The sequence below is a fragment of the Nonomuraea sp. 3N208 genome, from assembly GCF_052245935.1.
GTDB lineage: Bacteria > Actinomycetota > Actinomycetes > Streptosporangiales > Streptosporangiaceae > Nonomuraea.
Map to the genome: position 1 here is coordinate 1 of NZ_JBQQBR010000004.1, position 26,740 is coordinate 26,740.

Genomic DNA, 26,740 nt, shown 5'->3' on the forward strand with positions numbered 1-26,740 from the left:
GGGGTGGTTTAGAGCCTCTCCCCGCAGAGCGACTCTGGAGGGCCAGCAAACTCCATCTCCCATACAGCACCACATTCAGTGAAGCGCCATCCCACTCCACCTCCCATGTTCGTGTTCACAACAAGACCCTCAAGTACTGCCCGGTGTTCCCCGAACGGTTCGGCTCCCTGGCCGAGGCCGAGACGTTCTGCCACCACTTCTTCGGCTACTACAACCACGAGCACTACCACGCCGGCCTGGGCCTGCACACACCATTCACCGTGCACATCGGCACCGCCCCGGCCATCCAGGACCGGCGCGAGCAGATGGTCGAACGCTTCCGCACGGCCAATCCACACCGGTTCACCCGAACGCCGCGACTGCCCAAGATCCCAACGGTCGCCTACATCAACCAGCCCGAAGAAGACCAGAACAGCGCATCCACGCCCGCGCAGGAGGCCGCCTAGCGATCATCTCGGCAGAGTCCCTGTCGCACTTGACTTGACACCTACCGCCTGGGTGGAGCCGCTCGATAGCCCGGGTCACATGAGCACGCGGACCTGCCATCCCTCATCGGCCAAGCGCTCGAGTAGGCGGGTCTGCTCCTCTTCGTTGTCGCAGGTGACGACGATGCACCATACCTCTCCCCGGCGGCTTCTGCCGCGACTTCGACCGTTACTGGACCTTCCACCTCGACCAAGAACAACAGCAACCACCGGGCCCGCTACCGACTCGCTGCTTGATCTACGAGGTCAGTCCCAGCAATCTGCACCCGCCGCGCACTGTCCCCAGTCGAGCGCGAGCCGCCCGCAGGTGCGCCCTTCGCCCTTGAACAGCAGGCCCGCAGCCGCGCGATGTCCGCAACCCCGGGCCCAGTGGCGCCCGCAGGAGCGCGCGCACCACCGACAGATGCGTCACAAGTGCGCGTTTTACGCGTTCGGGTCCCAGTCTGCGAGCTGCTCCATCGGCTCGGTGTCGCCGGTGGTCTCCAGGCCGTCGAGCGGGACGCGCTCGTAGAAGTAGAGGACCAGTTCGCTCGCTGCGCCTCGCATCGCCATGTCGCCCGGCTCCGCGTCGGCGGCGAGGTCGTCGCAGCGGACGCCGTCGGCGTTGAGGGTCAGGCGCCAGGAGCGGCCCTCGGTCGTGTGCAGGTCGATGGTCGCCGGCTTGAACGGCCAGGGGATGGTCGTCGCCGAGACGGTCGTCAGGAACTCGTCGACGCCCTCGACCGCGACGTCCGTCGGCAGCGGCTGTGCGGCCCCCTGGGTGAGCTGGGCGTCGTAGGTGTGGACGGCGATCTCCTGGATCTGGTGCCGGGCCACGGCTCCGCTGGTCTCCGGGGCCTGCGAGCGGCCCCACCAGGTCCAGCAGCCGCGGTCCGGGCCGGCCTCGCGCATCGCGTCGAGCATGAGCTCGGTCGACTCGGCGAGCCAGGCGTCCAGGGCTTCGCGATCGCGGGGCGCGGTCGGGGCGCCCTTCGGGTCCGTCCTCGCCGGGGGCTCAGCGTCCGGGCCCGCCGCGACGATGGCGGCCTGGCGGCGGCGGCCGTCGCCGAGGTGCTGCGCCAGTTCGCGCAGCGTCCAGTCCGGGCAGGTCGGGACCTGGACGTCAAGGTCGGGGGCGGACGCGATCGCGGCGCGGAACGCGGCCGAGCGGTCTTCGATCAGCCGCAGGACCTCGGGGAACTCCAAGAAGTTTTGCACGTCGGTTGTGTATCACGGCGCTCCGGCCGCCGGGTAGCGAAACTCTCTGAGCTCAAAGACGCCGAAGTACCGGGCAGAAAGATCAAGTGACCTTTGAGCCGAGCCCTTGCGCCTGCGGCCCCGGCCGGGCGATGCGATCGAAGTGGCGCCCCCGGGGTGGCGGCGAAGCCCCGCGGGTCCGTAAGTCACCCTCGATGCAACCGCGACATGCCGCAGCCGGTTCACTGTTACGAGACGCTTCCGTCCTTCGGGTCGGCATGATCGATGGAGCGTATTTCTCGTACGAAGCAGAAGGGGTGGCGGTGCGGTGGGTGCCGAGGCGGAGATCTCGACGGCGAAGGAGGCGGCGGACGACGAGCTGATTCTGGCTTTCGGACGGCTGCAGGGGGCGGCCAACCGGCTGGAGTACATCCTGGGGCGGGCGATCGAGGAGGAGTTCGGGATCAGCCATCTGATGTTCGAGGTGCTGCTGATCCTCGGCCGGGCCGGTGCGCCGGGACTGTCGATGAGAGCCATCGGACAGGAACAAGTGCTCACCACGGGGGGTGCGACGCGGCTCGTGGACCGGATGGAGGCGGCCGGCCTGGTGGAGCGGGCCGACGATCCCCATGACCGGCGAGGGCGGCTGGTGCGGCTCACGCAGCGGGGAGAGGAGGCGGCGGTGCAGGTCGCGCGGGTACACGTGGAGAACATCAAGCGGTACTTCCTGGAGCCGCTTCCCCCCGCCCATCGCGAGCGCTTCGCCGAGGATCTGCGGATCCTCAGCCATACGGCGCGAGACATGCTGCCACGGATGCGCTGAATCCGGCGCGATGTCCTTCGGTGTGACACAAGTCACGTGAGCCCGCCGAAATACCTGACGAGTCAGATACTGTTTCCTCAGATAGTTCGCCCGCGCAGCGCGGGCACCGCAAGGACAATCAGAGGTTCCCCATGAAGCTCGTCTACGTCTTCGACGCGTACTGCGGCTGGTCGCACGGGTTCTCCCGCACGCTGCGGGAGGTCGCCGCCAAGCATCCGGACCTGCCGGTGGAGGTCCTCTCCGGTGGCCTGTTCACCGGCGCCCGCCGGGTACCGATCCGGGAGTTCGGCTACGTGAAGGGCGCCAACGCCAAGATCAACGAGCTGACCGGCGCGGAGTTCGGCGAGGGGTATGAGCGGCTGATCGCCGACGGCTCCTTCGTGATGGACTCCGAGGCCGCCGCCCGCGGCATGGCCGCCCTGCGCCAGAACGCCCCCGAGCGGGCGGCGGAATTGGCCGTGGCCCTCCAGCACGCCTTCTATGTCGATGGGCAGAGCCTGTCCGAGCCGACGACCTACCGGCAGGTCGCCGAGGAGGCCCGGCTCGATGCCGGCGCCGTCGTCGCCGCCTTCCACTCCCCGGCGGCGCAGGCTGCCGCCGAGGCCGACTTCCGCCGCACGGCCGAGCTCGGCGTCGACGCATTCCCTACCCTGCTGGCCGTTGACGGCGACCGCGCCGTCGTCCTGGCGAGCGGACACGCCACCACCGACGAGGTGGACCGGCGTCTGTCCGCCCAGGCCACCCGCGACGCATCCTGACCCTCCCTCTCCCCCACCCTTAAAGAAGGACTCCATGAGCACGCTCCAATTCAAGATCTTCGACCTGGACTTCCCCGTCGGCAGCAAGAACAAGACGGCCACCCTGGTCATCGGCGAGAACGAGGCCCTCCTCGTCGACGCCGGCTTCACCCGGGCCGACGGGCACCGGCTGGCCGCCGAAATCCTGGACTCCGGCAAGCAGCTCACCACCGTCTTCATCAGCCACGGCGACCCGGACTTCTACTTCGGCGCCGAAGTCATCGCCGACGCCTTCCCCGGCGCCGAGTTCATCGCCACCGAGCACGTCATCGAACACATCCAGCACTCGTACGAAGGCAAGCTGAAGGCCTGGGCGGCCGCCGGCGCGAACCTGCCCACCCGGCTGGTCGGCCTCACCCCCCTGACCGGCGACATCACCTTCGAAGGCCACCGATTCGAGCTCAAGGGCGGCGTCGCCGAACTGCCGGACCGCCACTACCTGTGGCAGGCCGAGCACCGCGCCATCCTCGGCGGCGTGCTGCTCTTCGCCGGGGAGCACGTATGGGTCGCCGACACCCCGAACGCCGAGCAGCGTGCCGCCTGGATCGCCCTGCTGGACGACATGGCCGCGCTCGAGCCACAGCTCGTCGTGCCCGGACACCGGCTGCCCACGGCCCCCGCCGACGCCAGTGCCATGGCCGGCACGCGCGAGTACCTGGTCGCCTTCGAGGAGGAGCTGGCCAAGGCCGCGGACGGCGCCGCGCTGACCGAGGCGCTGGTGGCCCGCCACCCCGCCCACGGCATGCTGATCGCGGCGCAGATCGGCGCCAAGGTCGCCACGGGCGAGATGACCTGGGGCTGAGGCGACATGACAGAGCACACCACCGGCCTCGCCGCTCCCGCTGACGTGGTACGCCGCCAGTATCTGGCCTCCGCGGCCGGTGACCTCGAGGCCCTGCGTGCCACTCTCGCCCCGGACGTGGAGTGGACGGAGATGGCCGGCTTCCCCCTCGCGGGCACCTATCGCACGCCGGAGGGTGTGACCTCGAACGTGATGGAGAAGCTCGCCACCGAGTGGTCCGATTGGATCGCCCACGACGACACCTACGTCGTCGACGGCGAAGACGTCGTCGTCCTCGCCCGCTACACGGCCACCAACAAGGCCACCGGCAAGCCGCTCGACGTCCGCGTGGCCCACCACTTCACGGTGCGCGGCGGGCTGATCGTGCGCTTCGAGCAGTTCGTCGACACCGCCAAGGTCCGCGACGCCATGCACCCCTGACGAAGCGGGTCCGACCTTCGTAGCGAGGGTGGCCAAGGAACCAGACCGAGTTTGCGAACCGGCTTGTCGCCCCCTCCGGGATGCCTCTGGAATGGCGCTTGCATCCGTTCAGCACGAGCGGAGCGTCCGAGAAGCCAGGGAGCAGGTCCCATGACGCGAGAGCAGATCGCGCAGGCGCTGCGGCGGGCGGAGGAACTGGCCGGCCAGGCGAGGGCCGGCCTGGACCGGCCGGTGGGACTGATGGGCCAGCGCATCTGGACAGGCCCGGCAGCCGACCGTTTCGGCGGCGAGCTGGCGGCACAGAGACAAGCCTTGATCAGTGCGTGTACGTCGGCGGTCGACGACCTGCGCACCTTGCTCGCCCGCACCCCGGAGTAACCCTGGTGGACATCGACGGCATGGTGCCCGACGGTGTGAGGGCGCTGGAGGACGAACTCCGCAGAGCCAACTCGACGCTGGAGTCCGCCGGGAACGAGCTCTGGAGCCTTCTGCGTCACGCCGGCCTGGCCACCACGCATGCCGACACGATACGGAGAATCGCCGGCTGGGCCGAGCAGCAGATCCCAGACATCCACCGGCGCGTCGTGCTGCTGGAACGCCTGGTGGCGCATGACCCGGCCGTCCAGGCGGGCCAGCCGGTGTTCGTCAAGTCGGAGCTGTTTGCCCCCGGCAAACCGCTCCCCACGGTCGGCGGCTTCTGGGACCGCCTCGCCCAACAGGCACAGGCCCTTTTCGACCTGGACCAGAACTCTGGCAACCCCGCGGCCGAGGTGGCCAAGGGCGCCTTGGAGAGCACGGCCGGGCTCGCGGGGATGCTGTGGGAGTTCTCCGAGGTACGCAAAACCTTTGACCCGGATGGCTGGGCGCGACAGGTCGAGGACAGCGCGCACGGCCTGATCTACGGGATCCGGCACCCGACCGAGCTCCTCAAGGCCATCACGGACTGGGACACCTGGACCACCAACCCCGAGCGCGCCTTCGGCCGCCTCACCCCAGACCTCTTGATGGCGGCTGCCACGGCGGGCGGGAGTGGCGCGGCTTCTGGGGCGAGCAGAGCCGCGAGCGCCGTCGACAAGATCGCCGACCTGGTCAAGGTGGCCAAGGCAAAGGCCGGGCCACAAGTCGGTCCCGCGCAGATCAAACCGGACGGTACGTGGGAGTGGAAGGGGTTCAGCCTTGACCCGGAGGCCAATGTCACGGCAGACCGAGCGTTGGCCCGGGCGAAGGATGCCGAGCCGGGCATATCGTCGGGCGTTCAATCGGCGGCGCGACAGATTCACGCGGACATGGAAGGCTTCCCGGAACACGTCCTCAAGGGCCCCGACCGCTACAAGGAAAAGCTGGCCAAGCTGATGAGGGACTTCCCGGACCGCACCCCCGAGGAACTCATCCGTACGGGTATGCACGACGGGATCCGCTACACGTTCACCTTCAGCGAAGATCGCTACGCCAAGGGTGTCGCGGACGCCAAGAAGGCGTTGGAGCAGCAAGGATTTGAGCTGATCGTACAGAAGCCATCGTGGAGTGACGCGTCGAAGTACAAGGGCGTCAACACGCGGTGGCGCGGGCCTGATGGGCAGCTGTTCGAGGTGCAGATGCATACGCCGTCGAGCCTGTGGGCCAAGGAGGTCACCCACGAGATATACGAGTACAAGGAGAACTTGCCCCCTCAGGACAAGGCGCGCTTGGAAAAGTACGAGGCACAGATCTTCGAGGCCGTGCCGGAGCCGCCAGGAGTCCGCGATATCCCGTACGTGAACAAGGAGGACTGACCCATGGAAGAGCAGGTCACGTACTATGGGTTGCTGCTTTCGGGCGATACCCGAGAGAAGCCCGGCGGGCTGGCAAGGCGGCGCATCCTCCCGGATGGAGGGATCGTGGAGGAGACCTTCCAACGGGACCTGCAATGGCATGACAGCAGCGTCATCGGAGACTGGCGCCGCGGTGAGTCCAGCGTCGAGTTGGTCGAGCTCAGTGAGGCCGAGGCGGAGCGGATGATGACCCGGTTCCGGGAAAAGTTCGGCACGTAGAGCAGGACTCACGCAAGGACCGGATGCAGCCCTCCTGCCAACATGCCGACGCTCCCACGCCCGCAGAGTAACGTCCATGCCGCGGTTGACGGACGGCGAACGAGCATGGAAATCCGTGCCCGCCCGTAGTCGTCTCATTCCGCCTGGCCTGTGACGATCTGCAGCCACAGATCCCGAGCAGCGCTGGCTGACATCCAGGCGCTCTCGACGATGGTCGCGGAGTTCTCGTCCGAGATTCGTCGGACGAACCATAGGCCGGCCGCCGTACAGAGCTCGAACATCGGATACGTGCAGGAGCACGTGTGCTCGCGGATCCGCAGCCGCTCAGCGCGGGGCACACTCGGCGCCCACCTCACCCGAACGGGCTGTGCGTGAGCGGGCGCCACGTGCAGGCTGTGATAGTCGAAGTGCGAAGGCGGACAGCTCACGACCTCACCACCATCCGACCTTGGTCCACAAGCAGCGACACGAAGGTGTCGACGTCCTCTGCGCTTACCGTCTGACGTAGCCCCTTGTCGATGTCAGCGTCCCGGAGGCGGACACCACGCCGGGTCCCATAGAACACACCTGCGTCGCTGCGGAAGAGCGACCAGGCAGGGAACGCCGCACGAAGCACGTCGAGGTCATAGCCAGGTATTGCCATGTCCCGAGCGTACGAGCAATGACGTGGCCTGTCTACCCCTATAGACCCCACGGGGCCTCTGGAGATACCAATAGATCCCTAGAGGCGAGTGAAGACCTATGATGGCCCCTTTCTACCCTTAGAGACGTGATGGAGTTCGAGCCAGACCGGCCCCGCTGGCAACAGATCGCCGACGTCCTTCGCATGCGCATCACAGCCGGCGAGTACCCGCCCAAGTACTTGGTGTCGGAGGTCCGTCTCGTCCAAGAGTTCGGCGTAGCCCGCGACACCATCCGCAAGGCAGTCCGCCAGCTTCGCGAAGAAGGCCTGATCTACACCGTGCCCAACCTCGGCAGCTTCGTTAGCCCAGTTGGCGAAGCACAACCGCCTGAGGGCTGAGTGGAGCACGCCCCGTACGTTCGTTGTGGGCACGGCTCAGCTCCGAGGCCTGCTGCGGTCATCCCGGGCTGCCTATCCTCCATCGGATCCGGCGGCAACTCGCCTTTGAAGGGACTGTGGGCCATTACCCGTCCCGCGATGATCAAGCATCAGCCCTCTGGCCAGGGTGATCAAAATCTTGCACAATTGCGCCGTGAAAGCGTATGTCGGGATAACCGACGAGAGCTGGTACCGATTCCTCTCAGCGCACCCAGCCCTCACCGAAGTGAACTTCTGGCGCCCCTCCAGCAGTCGCGAATTCCGCGCGCTTGACCACGGCGAACCATTCTTCTTCAAGACGCACCACCCCCACAACCGAGTGGTCGGCGGCGGCTTCTTCAGCGGCTTCGCTCCCCTTCGCGTCTCGGAGGCTTGGGAGTTCTTTGGGCAGGGCAACGGCACTGCGAGCCTGATTGAGCTGCGCCACCAGGTTGGGCGGTACCGCAGCCGGCCGATAGCCCCTGGGGAGGACCCGGTCATCGGCTGCGTCATTATTCGAGACATCTTCTTCTTCCCGGAAGATCGGATCGCCGGGCCACCCCCGGACTTCGCACCCAACATCGTGCAGGGCAAGAGCTACGACCTCGCAACTCACACGGCTGCCGACTACTTCCATGACTTGCTGCACAGAATCGGCATCGGCATCAACATCGACCTGTCCGAGCCGTGGCACCGGGACGGGCCGGTCTACGGCGATCCCCGGCTGGCCCCACGCAGGCTCGGCCAGCAGGCCTTTCAGGCCGTGGTCCTCCATGCGTACGAACGACAATGCGCGATCACTGGGGACCGGATCCGGCCCGTCCTGCAGGCCGCCCACATCCGTCCGGTCGCGGTGGGCGGCGAACATCGCCTGGACAACGGACTACTTCTCCGGTCGGATGTGCACACGCTGTTCGATCGCGGCTACCTGGCGATCGATCCCAAACACCGGCTGCAAGTCAGCCCGAGGCTACGCGAGGAGTTCGGGAACGGCGAGGAGTTCTACCGCCAGGCCGGGCAGGAAATCAACGTTCCAGCCCGACCTCGGGACCGGCCGAATCGTGAGGCTCTCGAGTGGCACCTCGAGGAGATCTTCCGGAGGGCGTAGGCCCAACGGAACAACTGGGAACAGATGTGCCCGGGCCCAGATTTGTCGTGTGTGGCCTGGGAAGCTTCGCAAGTCCATCCGCCGAGGCTAAGCTCAACGAGAGCTAAGCGGACACCCCGTACATCATCTGACTTCGCGCTGCAAACAGTGATCTCTCCTCGCCATCGGTCGCACAGTCGTCGTTCTGTCAACCTTCAGTTGATGCTTGACGTCGTCGTTCGCAGGGAGTCGTCGTTCGCGGATGAGAACTTTCTCTACATTCATCAAGGGCAGCCCGCCTGCGGCGGCCTGCCAGTGCGGCGGGCGGGTCACTGGCCGCGCTGCGGCTCTCCGGCCGGTCGCGGCCAGCACCGCCCGAGCACAAATCCACCCGAACATTGCAGCTCACAGACAATGCGAAACAAGACGCCATCAACTACTGCGAAGTATCAAACGGCTCTACAATTCTATTGATAAAATCCCTCTCGCTCGAGACCAATGTTCTCAGAAGCGGAATTGCAACACTAAGCAGTTCCAATAAATTAAACTTCGCTCCTGTTCGACCAGAGCCTGAATTTCTGCTGAAGTCGCAGCGCAATTGACGAGCCCCGCCGCCGAGAGGAGATACAGCGGCGCGAACGATAGCGTCCGGCCCGAGCATCCCTCCTAACTCTTGAAGTACATCATCGCTTACTATGTCCGAATCGTTTGGAGCTTTATAGTCGAGCTGCCGCCCTCCTGTGACTTCAAGTGTAACCTCAGTCACTTTCACACTTGCCGCGTCCGCCCGACTGATTAGCTCCTGAAGGTTGATATGATCCTCCTTGCTCTTCCTCTCCGCGGGGATAGATGATGCAGGGCCGGGCGAGAAGTGCGCGCTATAACGTTCGGTGGCCATAGTCAGGAAGCCTGATTTGACAAGCCATCGAGGAGCTGGATAGCCGCGTTCTCCTTTGGGATGACTGACTACCTGACAACTCTTAGCCCGCAATCGGTCCAAATTTACAGCGATAAGTTGCTGCAGGCCATTTGACGTTGCGGGCACCTCTACTTCACATAGCCGCTCGAGCGTTAAGCTCGAACCTATACGCCTCCAGAAATCGCCATCGTCAGTTATCGCGATTTCTAGCAAAAACTGAAGCGCAGATGCATCTAGATTAGCAGTAATACCAGTAGAGCTTGGAAACGCCGAAGCCGGCGCCCCGGAGCCAAGCCAAATTGCGTGAAGCAAGCGTGTCAGCTGGTCGGCATGTTGGAGATCCATGAGTGACTCAGTTACGTCAATCGCCCGCCGCGTCATGTTCACATTGGCATTCTGCGCTGCAACGAAGCCCTGGCCAATAGCATGGCCAATAGCGCGTGCGCGCTGCTGTGTTACATGTCCGCGGCCGCCTTGTAGGACCGCTCTAGCAACCAAATTTTGAACTGCTCGCTGTGGACTTTCTTCGCCAAAGGCTGTGATGGTCGATGGGTCAGCGACAAGAGTATTACTCTGGGTGGATTCCCGTTCGAGGTCCTCATGGCCGCTCTCGGATCCGAGTGGGAGCAACGGCATGAATATTGGGCCAACGCCTGCTACTAGCGCAATGTCTTCTCTCAGATAGTTAGTGTTACTACTCGTACGCAAGTATACGCGTCGAGTCGAGCCATCCAATGGCCATCGCAATACCAAATCCGGGGCGAAGGTATGATTGAAATACTCTGTTGACTCGACGGTGACGTTTGCGTCCGTTTCCTTAATTCGCTCGATAACTGCATTCTTGATTGACGCCACATTCTGCAGAGGCTCATCTGCAGCTAAATCCGCGATTAAGGCAGAGAAGTCATTCATTAAAACTCTCCCTCCTTGATCTGATGGGCGACAATTAGCGCTCTATGCTCGCGAGTAATGACCAGCTTCTCTTGCTTCTCGGAAAGAACAAGCAACCACATTCGGCTTGCAATGTCCTCTGCCAGAGAGTCGTCTATAAGAGATCGGGCAACTTCGGCATCCTCTTGGTCGAATACACGCTTAGCATTTCGAGGAACAAGGAGACCGGTCTTCACAGTGTCGGCTGTACACAGCTTCGTCCATGTTTTGACGCGGAATGGATGCCAGGTTATCCACATGAAGTGATCGGCTAGCCGCGCGTGATCTCTCCGGGTTACATAGCATTTTGCTACCCAGTCATCGAAATGCGTACCCTGATCGGAGTCGCTGTCATAGTTCTTACACTCAGCCGCAAAGAAGTGCCCTTCAAACTCCCCGCCAGTTAGAATTCCCCCAACGTCGAAGGAAAACGGCTGCCCCCCGTAAGGCCAGGTAAACTCGAGTCGCGAGGCATGTACCTCGTCTTCGTTCGTCCACGACGAACGCACCCGGGTTGTCGAATCGAGCCACCGCTTCGCGCGTCGCGCCCCATCTGCACCTTTGATATGCATCGCCTCGCCCGGCATCCCAAAACTGTAACCTGTCTTAGGAGGTACGTCAGCCATAGATACCTACCCAAATGACCCAAACTGTCCACTTTCGCACCTTTCGTCATAGAAAATCCGTGGGCAGCATTCGACCCATCAGGTAGTAGGCACATCTCTGCGCCTGCCAGACTGTGCCACCGCCGATGCTCGGATGTGACTTCCTATGGCGCTGGTCTCTATCCATGCGCGCAGGCTGATGTCGGGATGAGGGAGACCCCCGGTAGGACAGCAGGCGTCCAAGATTCGGTGACCCGCCCAGGCGCCTCGTTGCCTTCCCTATCTGCTCTTTTACCGCTGTCCGAGCGCACCGCTCGCTCACTCGCCGACATGGTCAGCACTCAGGCATCTCAACGCCGATGCCCGTGTTGACGCTTGGAACTAAGACGGCAATGCTGCTGGCGCTGGCTCACCTCGCCAGATGGACCTCCCCAAATGTCAGTGCCCTGTTCCACACTGTTTCCAGGCCAAGGTGAACCCGAAGGGAGGTGGATCGAGTGTGGAGGGGATAGCACGCAGTGGTTCCGTGGAAATTCTCGAGTACCTGCACAAACGTCTCGATCGCCATTTTCAGGCGCTTCACGAACATCGCCAGATACTGCAGCCAGCGGCTCCGGTCTTCGCTCTGGAGCATGACCTCGGCGAAGTTGATGTTGAGTTGCTCCGTGCTGCGGTGCGTGGGGCTGTCGCGCAGGGGCTCGATGCTCGTTGCCGCGCCTGGTGGTTGCCCTTTGTGGTGTATGCCGCTGAGATCGGTTACGACTATGTTGGGGGCGAGTACTGGCCACTCTTCGCGCAGAAGACACCAGGCTGGGAGAGCAACCACCGATGGAACGTTTCCACCAACCGAAACCGCATTAAGCAGTGGTTCAAGCAGTTCTCAGTCGACTACGGCGGTGCCGAGCCGAAGGGAAGCTTCGCCGCGAACTTCAACATCATTGCGTGGCCGATCACACATGCCGTCATGCCAACCTACCTCCAGCGGCAGTTGGCCCAGTTGCTGTTTGAGTCGCGCGCGGTACTGACCACAGAGTTGTTGAGTGACCCCCGCGCGCTGGGCGCATGCCTGGCGTCACGCACAGGCCGATACAGCGAGCGCTTCCAGGTCTTCTGCACTAACCAAAGCCTCCTTGGCCAGGTCGCCGCGGCACTGCTCTCAGGCGACGACGAGGACTCCCCCTACTTGGTGCGGTCGACACTTGATCGCCTGGTCGAAGGGCTGTCCCGCGAGCGACAGTCACGCACCTGGTTGACCCGTGCCAAGCTGTCGGCCGACTTGGTACGCTCCAGCGGGTTCCGTACGAACAGTTCGGGCTCTGCATCTGCGCAACCAGTGAAGCAGCGCCTGGCTACCATCGGCCCGAAGCTTCTGCTGCAGAGCGAGAATGGTGCCTGGCGTCCGTATGTGGAATTGCCCGATCTTACGCCGCTGCGGGCTCGACAGAAGCAAGTTGAACAGGAACTCCGGAATCTGCGTCCGAGGGTGGAAGGCCACCGTAGCCCGCTTCCCCGAGGAAAACTCGTATACCCGGACAAAGTGCCCTTGTTCGCGTGGCCCCGGTCCGATGTGCCTCTTATTCAACTGGAGCGCGGTTCACCGGCCGTGAACAGTCTGATCGCCGAGCATTGCTCCATCAGCCGGGGCCCATGGTGGGTGTTTCGGAAGCAAGCGGCCGGGCCAGCCATTGAGGTGAAAGGCAAGTTCGTGCGGCCCGGCCAGGAGTATTGCCTGGTCGGACGGGTCGAGAGTGACCTTCCGGCGCTGCCATGGGCCGCCAAATCGACTGTCCTAGCTGACGGAGTCCACGCCTTCGACCTGAAGGTGCCACAAACGGTTGACGAAGCGGACATTGTTCGGCTTGCGGCGGTTGGGCTGTCGGTACTGTCACATGTCTCTATTGGACCGGTCGGGCTGGTGCCAGGCTCGTGGGACGGGGAAGGTGATGTTGAGTGGCTAACCGGGGAGCCGGCAATGTTGGCGGTGCGGTCTACTCGGGCCACGGACAAGTGTGTGGTGACCATCGATCACGGCATCCCCTTCGTGCTCGATTGGCCTACCAGCACGCCAGAGCTCATTTTTGCTCTTGAAAACCTCACCGTGGGCAGGCATCAGGTGGACGTTTCGTTACTGACGACAGGCACGGGCGCGTCACTGGCAGGTGGTTCGGTTATGGTGACAATACGCGACCCCCACGCAGCCTCGGCAGAAGCGACGGAGGGGTCAGGAATCCGGCTGTTTGCATCACCAGCTCGTCCGAAACTGACCGAACTTTTGGATGGCCGGGTCAGCCTCTCGATCGATGGACCGATCCACACAAAGGCGAAACTGACGATCGTACTCCGTGACGATGCTGGACAGGCGCTGGAACAGTGTGGTCAGGACATCTCGCTCCCCTTCAGTGATGGCGCATGGAAGAGGTTCGCGGAACAGCAATTGCGCAAGGGAAACATGCTCAGTTGCTACGGCGAGGCCGAGTCCTGCGAAGTCTCGGTGTCCCGGAGCGGAGTCGGCTTCGCTTCGCTGATTTGCGAGCGGGGATTCTACCCACTCCGCTGGGTGCTTACCAAGCGGCGCCGCGGTGGACATGAGGCACGCCTAATCGATCGTACAGATGGGAACACCCAGGTGCGCCTGTTCCGGGTGGAGGCACCCCTGGTCAGCGAGGAACGCGATCCCCGTGCGCCGATTGCCGTCCCAGCTAGTGGCGGAATGCTTGAGGCGACGTCCGGCAATGCGACCGCGGCAATCATTCTGCCGCCCGAGCCTAACTGGCTGCGCCAGAGGCCAAATGACCGCCCGGTCGTTCAGTACGCAAAGCAGTCGCTGTCCGAGATACAACGACTCATCTATGGTCACCGTCGCTGGCTAGATGCTGATCGGCCGCCCGATCCCTTTGCCGATCGCCAGCTGGAGCAGGTGCTTGACGCAGTCACGACTGCCCTTGTGTCCCTTATCGGCGGAAGCAGGTGGGCTCGCCTTGAACGCAAACGCGTCCCTGTAGGTGATGGCAAGCCACCGGACGTGTTGGATGAGATGCAACGACTTGTGGGCGACTCTCGAATGCAGCGTGGTGTGGCTCAGCAGATCGCCAGCAATCTCTGGAGATGGTTGGACTCGCCGGCCGCGCTGAGCGAGGGATTCGCCAATGCGATCGCTGCCGTCGCGGCCGCCGAGGACATAAAGGACCTGCATGCTGCCGCCGAATTTCTGCTGCTTCTCGCAAGCAGGCCTGGGTGTCTCGCAGGTTGGGACGAAACTGAACGTAACAATCTTTTAGACTCTGCACTTCGCTCTCCCACCCTCATTCGGGCAGCTCGATTCGCAGTGCTGGGGATTCAGGACTTACGAGATACATCGGACCATTCGGGCGCAGGAGGCAATAGATGAGGATAGTCCCCCTCACCGGCGAAGAAGCAGCCAAACGCACAGTTCAGGCATTAGGTCTGGATGAGTCAGCAATTGACCTATTCTCCAAGGAAGCGCTCTGTGCCTCACTTCGCCGTGCGGCCTCCTTCCTATGTCCGGCCACGCCGCGTCAACTCGTGGATGCCGTGCTTGAGGCCCTCGCCGCGCTCGACGAGTCGTCTTCGATAACTCGTGACCAGGTCGCGGGGCAATTGGATCTTTTGGTATCGATCGGTGATCTAATCGAACTCCCTCGACCGAGGGACCTGGGAGGGCGACAGCTCTACTTGGGTCCGCCCTCATATGTGACGAAGGCGCCCGGGCAGTACCTCCTGCTGGGCGTACGGCCCAATGGCGCCCCGCTCGTCGACGAGTCAAATGGCGCGAGGGTGCAGTTCGAGTGCCATATGCGGTCCCTCGCACTCGACGCCGAGCTCGCGCCTGCCCAACTGCATGCCGCTGGCCTGCATGAGATCCGCCGTGAGCACTGGTTCAAGAGCCCGAGTGCGGCGAGCGCGGCCGCTGTTGTTGCGGCCATGTGTCGGCGATTGGACGGGGCGGCGGAGTCTGGTCAAGTCGACGGTCTGACAGTCATTGACTCAGAGACGTCCGTTCGCTATTACCGCGGCCGTCGGCGGCAACTTTCGGACAGCGATTTTGGGGACTTCGTTGCCCGTCGACCGCAGGCCTATGGTGCAGACCTGTGGTGTCTCGTGCGTATCGAGCACGGCACGCCTCGCGCCCTTGTTGACCTGCCGGTCGATGACCCTGCCGCCTCAGGGTGCGATGAGGCATGGCGCTTGCAGGCAGCCGTCGATGCCGTGGCGGGCCGGCCACAACTGCTGCGCGTCCGGTCTGCTGCAGGAGCGGACGGGAGCCGGATTTTAGACCTGTTCGGGCCCGTTCCCGGGTGGGCCCAGCGCTACCTCGAACTCGTGGGAACCCCTGTCTCACCGACGAGGGGAGCGTTGATTTCCTATCGCGTACCGTGTTCGGTAATCGGCGAGTTGTCGGCTTTCTTTGCTGACATGCTGTGGATGTGCGTCATGGAAGAGGGAGAGGTGGCGTGACAGTGGAAGCGCCTACGATCGCTGAGACGGTCACTAGAATTCAGGCTGCACTTCGGGACTACATTGAGGCGACCTACCACGTTGGTCACCCCACCCTGATCGAGCAGCGTCGCGTGCTACTCGAGCAGGAAGGCGTGCTGTTCCGGGCGCCATTCATCGAGAGCACCCCCCGCTACCAGACGAAACGCGGCTTTGCCGATCTCGAGCTGGATGCTGCTGTCCACGTGCTCTTCGAGAGCCTGGCGACACACCTGGGGGGGCTGGGGCCGCTACTGTATGACCCGCCCTATACCCACCAAGCCGAGGCGCTCGAGTGGACGGCTCGGGATGGCCTCAGTCTGGCGGTCACAACAGGCACTGGCTCGGGAAAGACAGAGTCGTTCCTCTTGCCGATGCTGGCGAAGCTTGCGGCAGAAGCTGCCCACAAACCCGAGTCGTTCGCGGCCCCGGCTGTGCGGTCCTTGATCCTCTACCCGATGAACGCGCTGGTGAACGACCAATTGGGTCGCCTCCGGTTGCTGTTGGGCGATCCACGCGTCACCGCGCACTTCGGCGCGTGGGCCGGCCGTCCGGCCCGCTTCGCCCGCTACACCAGCCGAACTTTGTATCCCGGTGTGCGGAAGGTCGAGAAGGACCAGACGCGGTTGCGCTCGATCGAGGATTTCTACATTCTCCTGATCGACAAGGCGGCCAATCCTTCGTCGGCCGGGCATGATGACGCCGTAGCTCTCATCGATAAGCTTAGGTCGCGTGGGAAATGGCCTGCCAAGGCCGACCTGAAAGCCTGGTACGGCGAGAAAGGTTCCCGCTGGAAGAATAAGGTGGGCGACTTTGTCCGGGCGGTCCTTAAGCCCGACGACCCCGAACTGCTGACACGCCACGAGGTGCTGGAGGCCCCTCCCGATGTCCTGATCACGAACTACTCGATGCTTGAGTACATGCTGATGCGCCCGCTCGAGCGGCCGGTGTTCGATGCGACGCGGGCCTGGTTGGTGAACAATCCCGACGAGAAGTTCCTCCTGATCATCGATGAGGCCCACCTCTACAGGGGCGCGGCTGGCGCCGAGGTCGCACTTCTACTGCGCCGCCTTCGCGCACGGCTAGGGATCGCCCCGGATCAGTTGCAGGTGATCTGCACCAGTGCGAGCTTCGCGAGCCCTGAATATGCACGTAAGTTCGCCGCACAATTGAGCGGCAAGTCCGAAGCCGACTTCAGGACCGTGGAGGGGCAGCACGCCCTGCGGGAATTTGCCGACAGGGGCAGCCTCCAGGATGCACAGGTTCTGGCTGCAGTGCCAATGCACTCCTTCTACGAGGGCGAGGGCAACGAGGCCCGCATCGCTGCTGTTCAGGGGCTTTTGGACTACCGTGAGGTGGCTGTGGCGGAAGGCGCCACAGTCGGCGAAGTGCTGCACGATGCACTCAGCACCTTCGGCCCTATGAATCTGCTGGTCAACGAGACGATGAAGCAGGCACAGCCTGTCAAGGAGTTGGGTGCGCTCATCTTTCCAACGGTTGAGAAGGAGATTGCCGACAGGGCTGTTTCTGCGCTCGTAGCGCTAGGGAGCGCAGCGCGCCGGTCGGCGGAAGACGCAGGTCTGTTGCCGTGTCGCGTGCATGCATTCTTTCGCGGTCTGCCCGGCCTCTGGGCCTGCCTCGACCCCGACTGTCCGGAGGTCGACCGGGAGGCGCACCCAGTGCCGGGACCGGTCGGCAAGCTCTACGCGCAACCGCAGGCAACTTGTAATTGTGGCGCCAGGGTCTTTGAGTTGTACACCTGTCGGCACTGCGGCTCTGCCTACGCTCGAGCCTATACCGATGACGTCCTGGAGCCGTCATACCTATGGCACGAACCGGGGGGAGAGTTCCAGACCGCATCGGGTTCCATCCCCGAACTCCAGCCTCTCGACCTGCTGCTCGAGGATCCATCCGAGGGCAATGTCGACCCCGCAGACCTCGATTTGGTCACCGGTCGGCTTAATTCGGAAGAACTCGGCGCCCGCAACCGCAGTGTCTTCATTCCTCGGCTTCGGGGAGGAGAGTCCGTCAAGGGTGATGACGATGACGACGAGGTCGAGGCGAACGGAGAGTTCAAACCCTGCGGCATCTGCGGGCAACTCGCGGGCTTTGGCCGTTCATCTGTGCAGGATCATCAGACGAAGGGTGATCAGCCCTTCCAGGCACTGGTGACACGTCAGATCGAGGTCCAACCCCCAGGCGCACAGCCATACACTGATTTTGCGCCATTGCGCGGACGCAAGGTACTAGCTTTTTCCGATTCCAGGCAGGTCGCCGCCCGTCTAGCTCCTAACCTACAAGATTATTCAATGCGGGACGTCATTCGGCCCCTGATCTTACGCGGATGGCGGGAGCTAGCGGATCAAGAGGTGCTGACGAAGTCCCTCAGCTTGGAACGTCTGTACCTGACCGTCATGGTGGGAGCGCGGCTGCTGTCAGTGCGGCTCCGTCCGGAACTGCGTCCCACGGAATCACTCGATATCTTGAGCAAGGTCGCGCGGGCGATCGATAGGGGTGCGCTCAAGGGCAATTTAGCCGAGTTGGTGCCGCTCCTGACCACCGCCCCGCCCCCGCAGTCGCTGTTACGCGCTATGTACGCAACCCTCACGGACAAGTACTACGGGCTTTCGTCCCTGGGCTTGGCCTCACTCCGTGAGCGGGCGGATCTGACAGACGTGTTGCTTGCAGAGCTGCCGGACATCGAAGGTATCGCAACTAGCGCCGAGGCGAAGCTTACTCTTGTGCGGTTGTGGTTGGCGCAGTGGAGCACTCCCACTCGTGGAATCTGGTTTCCGTCGATGACCGACGGTGACTGGTGGAAGACGAAGGGTGGCGTCAAGCCGCATACTGGTAAGTTTCGATCGATCGAGCGTTGGCTCGATTCGAGCGCGTCTAAGAAAAAGTTCAGGGACGGCTGGCTCCAAAAGTTGCTCAGAATTTTCTGCGAGCCAGTGGGTGGCAAGTTCCGGTTGTTGGCCTCGCATGTTGCCCTGGAATTGGGTGGGCCTTGGGGCTATTGCATGCGTTGCCGCTTTACACAGCGGCCGTTTCCCGGTATAACGCGGTGCGTCAGTTGCGATGCCGACCGAGTCCGGACTCTCAACCCCGACACCGATCCCGTCTTCCAGACCCGCAAGGGTTACTACCGGGCCAGCTCAGCCCGGGCACTCAGCGACCCGCCTGAGTCGCCCATGAGTATCATTGCGGCCGAGCACACGGCGCAGCTCAATGCCGCCCAATTCGACGCAGTGTTCTCCAAAGCGGAAGAGCACGAACTGTTGTTCCAAGACGTCGACTTCGGCATGGCCCACCAGGGAGATCAACCACGCGCCGCCATCGATGTTTTGTCCTGCACGACGACCATGGAAGTGGGCATCGACATCGGAAGCCTGACCGGCGTCGCTCTTCGCAACATGCCACCATCACGCGCTAACTATCAGCAGCGCGCAGGGCGGGCGGGTCGTCGGGGCAATGCGGTCGCCACCGTACTGGCCTTCGGAAGCGCTGACACACACGATGACCACTACTTCCGTCAGCCAGAGCTCATGATCCGAGGAGAAGTTGATGACCCAGTGCTGACAATGGACAACAATGAGATCGCTCGGCGTCACGTCACCGCGTACTTGCTTCAGCGCTATCACCAGGATCGATTGCCGGCGATCGCCCCGGACGAGCAGCCGCAGCTTTTTGAGGTCCTGGGAACTGTCGAGGCATTTGCGAGAGCAACATCACCGTTGAACCGGATGGATTTGGAAGAGTGGCTAAGGGCGAAGGAGAGCACTCTGCTCGAGGAGGTTGCGTCGTGGCTTCCCGATGAGTTGAGCCACGCCGGCCGCGAATCCGTTCTTGGGGGCGTCGTCACGACGACGCTTCACGAGATCGACAAGGCCCTCGACCTCGACCTCGGTGATAGCCTGCCGACTACCTCCGCGGGCGACGCCCCACCGAAATCCGATGAAGTGGAAGCAGAGGGCCCCAGCGAGGACGGTGCTGAGGAACTGAGCGCCCGACGGAGTCAGACGAATCTACTCGATCGACTGCTGTACAAAGGAGTGCTGCCGCGCTACGCCTTTCCCACAGATGTCGTTGCCTTTCACGTCTTCGATCTCGATCGATCGACGCCGTACAGTGCCGAGTTCCGCTACGCGCCCAGTCAGGGTCTCCCGGTGGCGCTCAGCCAGTACGCGCCGGGGAAAGTGGTATGGATCGATAACAAGGAGTGGACTTCGGAGGCCGTCTATTCACCGGTCCAGAAGGAACGTTTTCAAGCCTGGCGGGATAAGCTACTTTACTTCGAGTGCCAGGTCTGCCACTACGCCAAGCACTTTCCCTACGACCAGGCCGAGCGCGGAGAGGAGCGCGACTGCCCGGCTTGCGGCGCTGAGGGGAAGTTCGGCAAGGCGAAGAACTGGATGCGTCCGCCGGGGTTTGCGCATCGCGCTGATAAGAATCCTGGCACAAGCCCCGATGACGCGCCCGCGCTCAGTTATGCCACGCGTGCCAAGCTCATGGCGCCTGGGCCGACCGAGGAGACTTCCTGGCAGCGAGTCACTGATCGCCTAGAGCAGACGTACCGCCGCGAAACCTTGCTGGTCAGTAATACCGGCCCGCGCAGCGAGGGGTACACCTACTGCACCCGCTGCGGGCTCATCGAACCGACGGCGACCGCGTCGGACGTGGTGATCGGAACGCACAAGAAGCCTTACCCTGACGAAAAAGAACCGAATTGCTCCGGCTCGGCTTCGACGCGCGGCTTGGTACTCGGCACCGACTTCATTTCCGATGTGCTCCTGGTTCGCTTGAAAGTGGCTGCGCCGATCACGCTGAGGCCGGCGTTTCTGTCGACACACATCGCGCTCCGTACCGTCGCTGAGGCATTGACGATTGCCGCGACTCGAAAGCTCGACATTGAGGCGACGGAACTGCAAGCAGAATACCGGCCCGCGCTGACTCCGTTGGGTAGCGAAGGGCTCGAGGCCGAAATTTACGTTTACGACACGCTCGCTGGCGGTGCAGGTTTCACGCGCCGGGTCCACGACTACGGAATGGAGATCTTCGAGAGGGCACTGGAACGACTGGAAGATTGCCCGGCAAACTGCGATGAGTCCTGCTATCGCTGTTTGCGTAGTTTCCGCAACCGCTTCGAGCACAACCTTCTCGACCGGCGCGTCGGCGCCAGTCTCCTGCGCTACCTGATCCACGGGACCCTGCCAGCCTTGGACAAGGAACGGCTCGAACGGTCGGCCGACAGGCTCTTCGAGGACCTCATTGGCCGAAGGATCGCCGGCATCCGATTCGAGCGAGGCGCCGCGATCGAGATCGAGGGGATCGGGTCGGTCACCGCGCCCATCCTGGCGACGCAGGATAGCCAGCAGTGGATTTTCGGCGTGCACGGTCCCTTAACCCCTGGCGCGGCACCAACCGATGAATTGCGCGAAGCCAAGGAGTTCGGCAGCGTCCCGGTCAGTCTGATCGACGACGTGGTGATCTCTCGCAATCTGCCATTCGCCAGCCAACTGGTTCTGAGGGTGCTGACGTGAGCGAGAAGAGGGTCTCGTTCGCCACCGGCGTCGAGGCGTCCGAGGCAGTCTTGCCATCGCAACCTACGTATTGGAGCTACTCCTCCTTACAAGAGATGGAGGCGTGTCCGCGGCGCTGGATGTTGTCGCGGGCGGAGTATCCAGAGCTCTGGGGAAAGCGCGGCTACCCTCCACTTCCTGTGGCTGCGGCGCTCTTTGGAGATGTTGTACATGCGGCACTCGAAATCATCGTCCGGAAGCTGGTGGCAGCGGGGTGCATGTCGCCCCGGACCGCTGAGGCAGCCCAGGTACTCCGCGACCTCGGCGGCATCACAGCCGTTGTAGAGATGGCGTTGCACGATCGGTTGGCCATGCTCGACGGGAATCCTCGCTTGGACAATGATCGAATGAAGCGCATCAGTGTCGAACTCAGAGATCGCGTGCCTCACGCTCGCAGTCAGGTGCAGGTGTATTTGAGCCGGACCGTTCTGCCCGCGACTCCGTGGGGCGCTGGGTCCCAGTCCGATTCTGACACGTTGGCTAGGGGGCTCGGGAGAAGGCCTGCAGGACCGGGTACGCATCCGGAAATACCGTTGGTTGCCGAAGCGCTCCGACTGATAGGTCGCGTCGACCTTCTCGCCGTCACCCAGGACCGTGTGGGCATCACCGACTACAAGACCGGCGTCGAGGATCCGGGTCACCTCGACCAACTCCGGCTCTACGCGTTGTTGTGGGACCTCGACCGAATCGCTAACCCCGACCGGAGGCCAGCGACCGAGTTGACCGCCGCCTATCCGAGTCGCGACGTCACGATATCTGCACCAGACGAAACCCAACTGCGCAATCTGGAGGAGACCATGAGGCAGCGGATCGCCGCTGCGGAGACTGAGTTGGTCGCGTCCGTGCCGAAGGCCCTCCCGAGTAAGCAGAAATGTGCACTCTGCCAGGTGCGGCAGCTCTGCGATGCCTACTGGGAGCAGGCGCCGGACGCCCTCACGCTTTCGACTGGAACGTGGTTCGACTGCCAGGGCGTTGTGGGGCCCCAAAACGGCACGCGTAGTTGGTGGTTGCTCAGTGAACGCAGCGGCCAGAAAACTATGCTGTTGCGGACAGGGGCGACCATGCCGGTGCTCCCGCCTGGCCGTCGGGTTCGTTTGCTGAATCTGCAACTCGACGATCCCGTGACCAGGGTGACCTCAGCGACACTAACCACAGCATCAGAGGTATTCGTCCTGACCGATTAGTGGTGTCCAACGATGCTCGGCAGTTCGGTGACGATAGGGAGCACTTCGTCTCCGACAGGCAGCGGTACACGAGCACCGTGCCGCACCGGCCGGACCAACCGGTGGGAACGCATGGACTCAAGGACATCTTGGCGCGTCGCCCTCCGCCGGCACCAGCGCTCAAGCCACCAAGCGGCAACCATAGCGTCCGCCTCGGGCAACTCGGGATTAAGAAGGTACTTCGGTTCCTGGTCAATGCCGAGAGAATAGTCACGCAGGTTCTCGACCAGCGGAACGCCGTAGAGGATGCGTTCGCGCCCATGCCTGAGTAGTTCGTCGGCGGGCCAACCGAGTGCGGCGAGCCCTAGCCGTACCTTGCGCAGTCGAGGGCTGACGCCCTCGCCGAACAGGCTGTTGACCCGGACGAGCGAGCCACGCAGCGTCGAAAGTCGGACCAGAGCGTTAACGGTCTCTTCGGAGAAGTGGGAGGTTCCGAACGAGCGCGACCGTCCGAGTTCGTGGAAGCCCATACGAGTGTTGCCCTTACCCCCCATCACCTCGGGAGGCCAAAACAGACGGTTGTACTGGCTTGAACCGGTGCCATAGAGGGACGTGGTCCCCACGAAAGAGAGCCGAGGCTCGCGCAGGATCGGACGACCGGCCATCGCGGAGGCGATCTCACTTGGGCGTGCGTACTTCTCGCGGTAAGCAGCCAGCACTCGGGGCGAGACGGCCAGCGCCCCCACCAGTTTCCCGGCCGCCAGTGCGCTGTAAGGCGCCACGGCGCCGCAGACAGTGAGATCGGCGATGACGGTGCCGACCCGCTCTCCTCGTGCGCGACGCACCACGCGACGCATCTGCGTCCGAGCTTTAGGATCCGAAAAGGCCTTGGTGAGTCCTTCGGCTGTAGGCGGGGAGAGATAGGCTCCGAGCAGGGTAGCGATTTCTAGGGCCTCGGCGAGCGCCGACGAACGCTTGCTCCGAAACAGGTCTGTCGTAGCGCGATTCACCCACGCGTTGCGCTCGATGTTGCGGACCTCGCGGATCGTGCTGGCCTGGTGATGCCTCTGACGGTGCCGCTCGGCGTCAGCCCGCAGGCGGGCGACGACCTCCGGCCTAGGCGTCATCAGGTCGGTCGGTTGAAGAACTCCATCGCGGAGGAGATCGTCGACATAGATTTCACTCTGTTGAGCTTCGATCCGCTGAGCCAGCCAGAACGCGATACTGTCAGTGGGCTCAGCATGCACCTGCTCGAGAAACTGGTCGGTCTCCCAGCCTATCCAGTGGTCGCGTTCAGCGATCTGGACAACTGGGCTGGAGATTGCCGCTAGCCCGATCACAGCGTGAAATTCGGTGGCACCGTCCCGAATCAGAATCGGCATCGAGCGGCCGGGTACGGTCGCGTAAGCATTGGACCACGTGTGGCGGAAGTAGCGCCAGATGTCGTGGAGCTTGAAACCGGTCAGTTCGCAGACCGAGGAGTCGACAATCTGAACGTAGGGCTTGATAACATCTGTGGGTGTACCGGCATGCTGAAGCGCGTCCGCAAGTTCTCGGCCGTCACGCATCAAGTTAAAGACAGAGACCAGACGGTTGCCATGCTGGTGCGTGCGCTCCATGCCCTCAACAAATTTCCGAACGCTGCCCTTCCTAAGCTGCTCATCGCGACGGAGGAGTTCCTGACGTCGGATCCGGGCCTTCTCAGCCTCGCGGTTACTGTGTACCGACGGAGGAGAAAAGACAGCCCCGGACCTGTCGACCCGAACGGTCCAGCCCTGATTAATTAGATCGATCGCGGCGTGAGCAGCGGCAGCGAGCAGAGGTTTGTCGTACAGGGTTTTGATCTTGGCAGCCCGGATCCAGTGGTCGTAGTCGCCTACGGGCTTTGCATCCTCCGAAGGGATCGCCAGCAGAGTGCAGAGCCGGGCGAACCCTTGCCGTTCCTGACGGGAGGCATCGGCTGGAAGGCTGAGGGGCACAAGCGTGACGTCTTGTTTCATGACTTCTGGAGCATCCGTCCGTAGGTCCTGCTCCACAGCTGCAGGAGAGCATCGCAGTTATGGCCGTTGCGCTCCAATAGCGTTATGGTGCGGGCGAAGGACAGGAGGAATAGTTCTAGTGCGATGCGCAGTTCTCCTGCCGCCTCGTCACCCAGCGTCTGGAGAGGGCGGTACAACGCTGCGAAGGCGGGGTGGTCAACGTTGAATGTTACGTCGAGCGTGCGCCGCTTCAGGGCCGCGATGAACATCGTCTCGATCGGTAGTTGCTCCGATCCGATTCGGTAACTTAGGGCGCCTGAGCCTTTCCCAGCCATCCGAATGACGGGCAGGTCGACATCCGCGGCCTCCGCTATCCGGCACGACATCTCCGTCGCCGCTTGAAACTTGACTTCCTCGAAGGCCTGGCGCACGCGCGAGTTCAACAGCCTGGCAATCGACTCCAACTCTGGCCCGAGGGCTTCTTGGAGTACCTGGGAAGGTCGGATGCCCTGCTTGTTGATGGTTATGCCAAAGTGTTCATCGAGGATGGGATCGAACTCGATCTCACAGCGCCACCAGTCGTCATAGTTCTCTTTTCGCTTCGCGCCCATAAGGTGCCAACCACTTGCGATCTCGCGACCGGCACGGAGGATGGAGACACCGGCTCCGCCGACGATACCGATGCGTCGCTTGGTCATGTTATCCAGATGATGCCAGTGGTGAACCGGCAGAATCGCGAACCGAACTGTAACGAAGGCCGTCTCGCCCGACGATGCTGCGAGCTCGTAGCGGAGCGGCTCGAAGGCCAGGCGTGCGCTTTGCCCCTCAACCTTCGCCGTGAGCAGCAAAGGATCGACTGGATCAACCTTCCTGCCGTTGATGGTTAGGGCGAGGTCGCCGTTGCTCAGGAAGCGCCGGTACATCCGTCCAAGGTCGCGGTGCAGGGCGCGATCGAGCCAAGCGAGGCGCCGGTATTCGATGCGGTCGCAGTTTCGCCAAAGCACCAAGCATCCGGACCCTGTGGTGCTGGTAGATCGACGGCGAGCACGGAGATCAACCGGGGTTCCAGTGGCGATTTCGTCGACGTCTAAGGCCACCTCGTATGAGACTTGACCGGTTTGCCACGAGGTCACCTCCACTCGCCGAGCCTGACTGAGGGATGCGGCGGGCAGCCCCATACCGAACCGACCGAACGACAGCCGCTCGTCGAAGCGTGACGAGCCGCCGAACCGGAGGCACGCCTCAAGTTGTGATCGGGACATGCCTTCCCCGTTGTCCTCGACACGGATCTCCGGAAGTGCGCCTGCCTTGGGGCGCGTGATCGTGACCTTGACCTCCGTCGCGCATGCCTGCAGCGAGTTGTCTATGAGCTCTGCGAGCGCGGTCGCGAGGCTTACGTAACCCGACTCTCGGATTGCGCGGATGAAGTTGGAGGACACCATGAGGTCGTCCTTGCGGTGCGTCTGCTGGCCCATCGCCTCTCCCAATGACTTGCTCGAGCCCTTGGGTCGAGAGTAGCTGCATCGAGGCCTCCTGGGAAATTGATCGTTTAGCCGAAGGGGATGCGGATCTGGCCCCGATCGTGACCGTGATCCGCCTCGTCTTGGTTCAGTTCAGTCGAGTTCAGGACTGATCTGCCAGCCGCGAGGAGCCAGGTGGTAGAGCGACTGGCCACGACAACAATCCAGTAGGGCTCTACGGATTCGAGCAAGGCCACACGCGTCAGCCGCCACTCCGGCTTTGCTTCACGGACGCTGAACGGAGCGGCCTCGACGTGCTGATCTGACAGTTCAGGTGCAGCGACAGACGCGCCTACGGGAAGTAATGCTTCGACTACTTGTCTCGCGGACGGCGGTCCGACGCTGTGGAACGGCGACAACGACTTCGAAATACGCTCGTGCACTCACGCCGGGAACTCGAGACTACCCTTGCGCGCCGAGCCGGGAACAGCCCGCATGGTCGCCGACTGCTGCTGGCCCTGGAGCGATCCGCGCCCAGAGCACTCCCTGGTGAACGAGGTCGTCATCGGTGACTGGCCGCGGCCATGGTCGAACGGAACGACCGCGCGGTTCGGAGATGCCCACCCAGCATGCTGTGGGTATCCGAGCCGAGTGGTTTTGGTCAGGTTGGGTGTGTCTACATCGCCAAATATCTCCCCACGGTAGCTTCATTGAATGCTGCCGCGTGGCTTCCGCTCCTCGGGCCTGGCGGCCCTGCGGTACGGGTCCACTTGCCATCGAGCATGAGGGCGGGCCGCCGTCCCTAATTGACGTATAGCAACGCCTGGCTGTCCACAAGATCATAAAGCTCCATGTCGTGACCAGGGCAGATGCAGGTGAAGCCGATGTTGCGGACAGCCGTCCCGCAAGGGTAGCGACCTACTGAGCGGCACAACGCGGTCGACCTGGGGGC

General features: G+C 62.9%; 19 protein-coding genes. 14 read left to right on the top strand and 5 right to left on the bottom strand.

What is annotated here, in order from left to right; genetic code table 11:
* The coding region (locus ACTWPT_RS06340; protein ID WP_443176295.1) for an integrase core domain-containing protein at positions 1–446 on the top strand (446 nt) is incomplete at its 5' end.
* 462 nt (positions 447–908) lie between these two features.
* Here the strand turns inward: ACTWPT_RS06340 and ACTWPT_RS06345 are convergent.
* Positions 909–1,682, bottom strand: coding sequence for a maleylpyruvate isomerase family mycothiol-dependent enzyme (locus ACTWPT_RS06345; RefSeq protein ID WP_443176296.1), 774 nt, complete (start codon positions 1,680–1,682; stop codon positions 909–911).
* A gap of 307 nt (positions 1,683–1,989) precedes the next feature.
* Here ACTWPT_RS06345 and ACTWPT_RS06350 point away from each other — a divergent pair, with 307 nt between their 5' ends.
* The 9 genes from ACTWPT_RS06350 to ACTWPT_RS06390 all read left to right on the top strand — a co-directional run bounded on the left by ACTWPT_RS06350 (position 1,990) and on the right by ACTWPT_RS06390 (position 8,680).
* Entirely contained in the window at positions 1,990–2,484 is a 495-nt protein-coding gene (locus ACTWPT_RS06350; protein ID WP_443176297.1) for a MarR family winged helix-turn-helix transcriptional regulator, read from the top strand.
* A 131-nt stretch (positions 2,485–2,615) separates the two neighbouring features.
* Complete coding sequence (locus ACTWPT_RS06355) at positions 2,616–3,242, top strand: DsbA family protein (RefSeq protein WP_443176298.1); 627 nt, start codon at positions 2,616–2,618, stop codon at positions 3,240–3,242.
* A gap of 34 nt (positions 3,243–3,276) precedes the next feature.
* The gene (locus ACTWPT_RS06360) at positions 3,277–4,083 is read left to right on the top strand and encodes an MBL fold metallo-hydrolase (RefSeq protein WP_443176299.1); all 807 of its coding nucleotides are present in this window, start codon (positions 3,277–3,279) and stop codon (positions 4,081–4,083) included.
* Positions 4,084–4,089: 6 nt separating this feature from the next.
* Complete coding sequence (locus tag ACTWPT_RS06365) at positions 4,090–4,503, top strand: nuclear transport factor 2 family protein (protein ID WP_443176300.1); 414 nt, start codon at positions 4,090–4,092, stop codon at positions 4,501–4,503.
* A gap of 150 nt (positions 4,504–4,653) precedes the next feature.
* Complete coding sequence (locus ACTWPT_RS06370; protein WP_443176301.1) at positions 4,654–4,881, top strand: hypothetical protein; 228 nt, start codon at positions 4,654–4,656, stop codon at positions 4,879–4,881.
* Between the two features lie 5 nt (positions 4,882–4,886).
* Positions 4,887–6,275, top strand: a complete 1,389-nt coding sequence (locus tag ACTWPT_RS06375) for a hypothetical protein (protein WP_443176302.1) — start codon at positions 4,887–4,889, stop codon at positions 6,273–6,275.
* 3 nt (positions 6,276–6,278) lie between these two features.
* Entirely contained in the window at positions 6,279–6,533 is a 255-nt protein-coding gene (locus tag ACTWPT_RS06380) for a hypothetical protein (RefSeq protein WP_443176303.1), read from the top strand.
* A 772-nt stretch (positions 6,534–7,305) separates the two neighbouring features.
* Positions 7,306–7,554, top strand: coding sequence for a GntR family transcriptional regulator (locus ACTWPT_RS06385; protein ID WP_443176649.1), 249 nt, complete (start codon positions 7,306–7,308; stop codon positions 7,552–7,554).
* A 193-nt stretch (positions 7,555–7,747) separates the two neighbouring features.
* On the top strand, positions 7,748–8,680 hold the full coding sequence (locus ACTWPT_RS06390; protein WP_443176304.1) for an HNH endonuclease: 933 nt from the start codon (positions 7,748–7,750) through the stop codon (positions 8,678–8,680).
* A gap of 415 nt (positions 8,681–9,095) precedes the next feature.
* On the opposite strand, the gene ACTWPT_RS06395 is transcribed toward ACTWPT_RS06390, so the two are convergent.
* Both ACTWPT_RS06395 and ACTWPT_RS06400 read right to left on the bottom strand, forming a co-directional pair.
* Positions 9,096–10,490 carry a hypothetical protein gene (locus tag ACTWPT_RS06395; protein ID WP_443176305.1) on the bottom strand — a complete coding sequence of 465 codons (1,395 nt, stop codon included), beginning with the start codon at positions 10,488–10,490 and terminating at the stop codon, positions 9,096–9,098.
* Positions 10,490–11,095, bottom strand: a complete 606-nt coding sequence (locus ACTWPT_RS06400; RefSeq protein WP_443176306.1) for a hypothetical protein — start codon at positions 11,093–11,095, stop codon at positions 10,490–10,492. Before ACTWPT_RS06400 ends, ACTWPT_RS06395 begins: the two co-directional genes overlap by 1 nt.
* 544 nt (positions 11,096–11,639) lie before the next feature.
* Between ACTWPT_RS06400 and ACTWPT_RS06405 the strand changes: the two genes are divergently transcribed.
* Genes ACTWPT_RS06405 through ACTWPT_RS06420 form a run of 4 tightly spaced genes read left to right on the top strand, consistent with a single transcriptional unit; the run spans position 11,640 to position 22,370 of the window.
* Positions 11,640–14,501, top strand: a complete 2,862-nt coding sequence (locus tag ACTWPT_RS06405) for a hypothetical protein (RefSeq protein WP_443176307.1) — start codon at positions 11,640–11,642, stop codon at positions 14,499–14,501.
* On the top strand, positions 14,498–15,589 hold the full coding sequence (locus tag ACTWPT_RS06410; RefSeq protein ID WP_443176308.1) for a hypothetical protein: 1,092 nt from the start codon (positions 14,498–14,500) through the stop codon (positions 15,587–15,589). The genes ACTWPT_RS06405 and ACTWPT_RS06410 overlap by 4 nt, the downstream gene beginning before the upstream one ends.
* Entirely contained in the window at positions 15,586–21,147 is a 5,562-nt protein-coding gene (locus tag ACTWPT_RS06415; protein WP_443176309.1) for a DEAD/DEAH box helicase, read from the top strand. Before ACTWPT_RS06410 ends, ACTWPT_RS06415 begins: the two co-directional genes overlap by 4 nt.
* Positions 21,144–22,370: a PD-(D/E)XK nuclease family protein gene (locus ACTWPT_RS06420; RefSeq protein ID WP_443176310.1), complete on the top strand. Its 1,227-nt coding sequence runs from the start codon at positions 21,144–21,146 to the stop codon at positions 22,368–22,370. The genes ACTWPT_RS06415 and ACTWPT_RS06420 overlap by 4 nt, the downstream gene beginning before the upstream one ends.
* On the opposite strand, the gene ACTWPT_RS06425 is transcribed toward ACTWPT_RS06420, so the two are convergent.
* Positions 22,367–24,349: a Druantia anti-phage system protein DruA gene (locus ACTWPT_RS06425; RefSeq protein ID WP_443176311.1), complete on the bottom strand. Its 1,983-nt coding sequence runs from the start codon at positions 24,347–24,349 to the stop codon at positions 22,367–22,369. The two genes, ACTWPT_RS06420 and ACTWPT_RS06425, sit on opposite strands and share 4 nt — an antisense overlap.
* A complete protein-coding gene (locus ACTWPT_RS06430) occupies positions 24,346–25,803 on the bottom strand; it encodes an ATP-binding protein (RefSeq protein ID WP_443176312.1) in 1,458 nt (485 codons plus the stop codon). Before ACTWPT_RS06430 ends, ACTWPT_RS06425 begins: the two co-directional genes overlap by 4 nt.
* Positions 25,804–26,740: the final 937 nt, after the last annotated feature.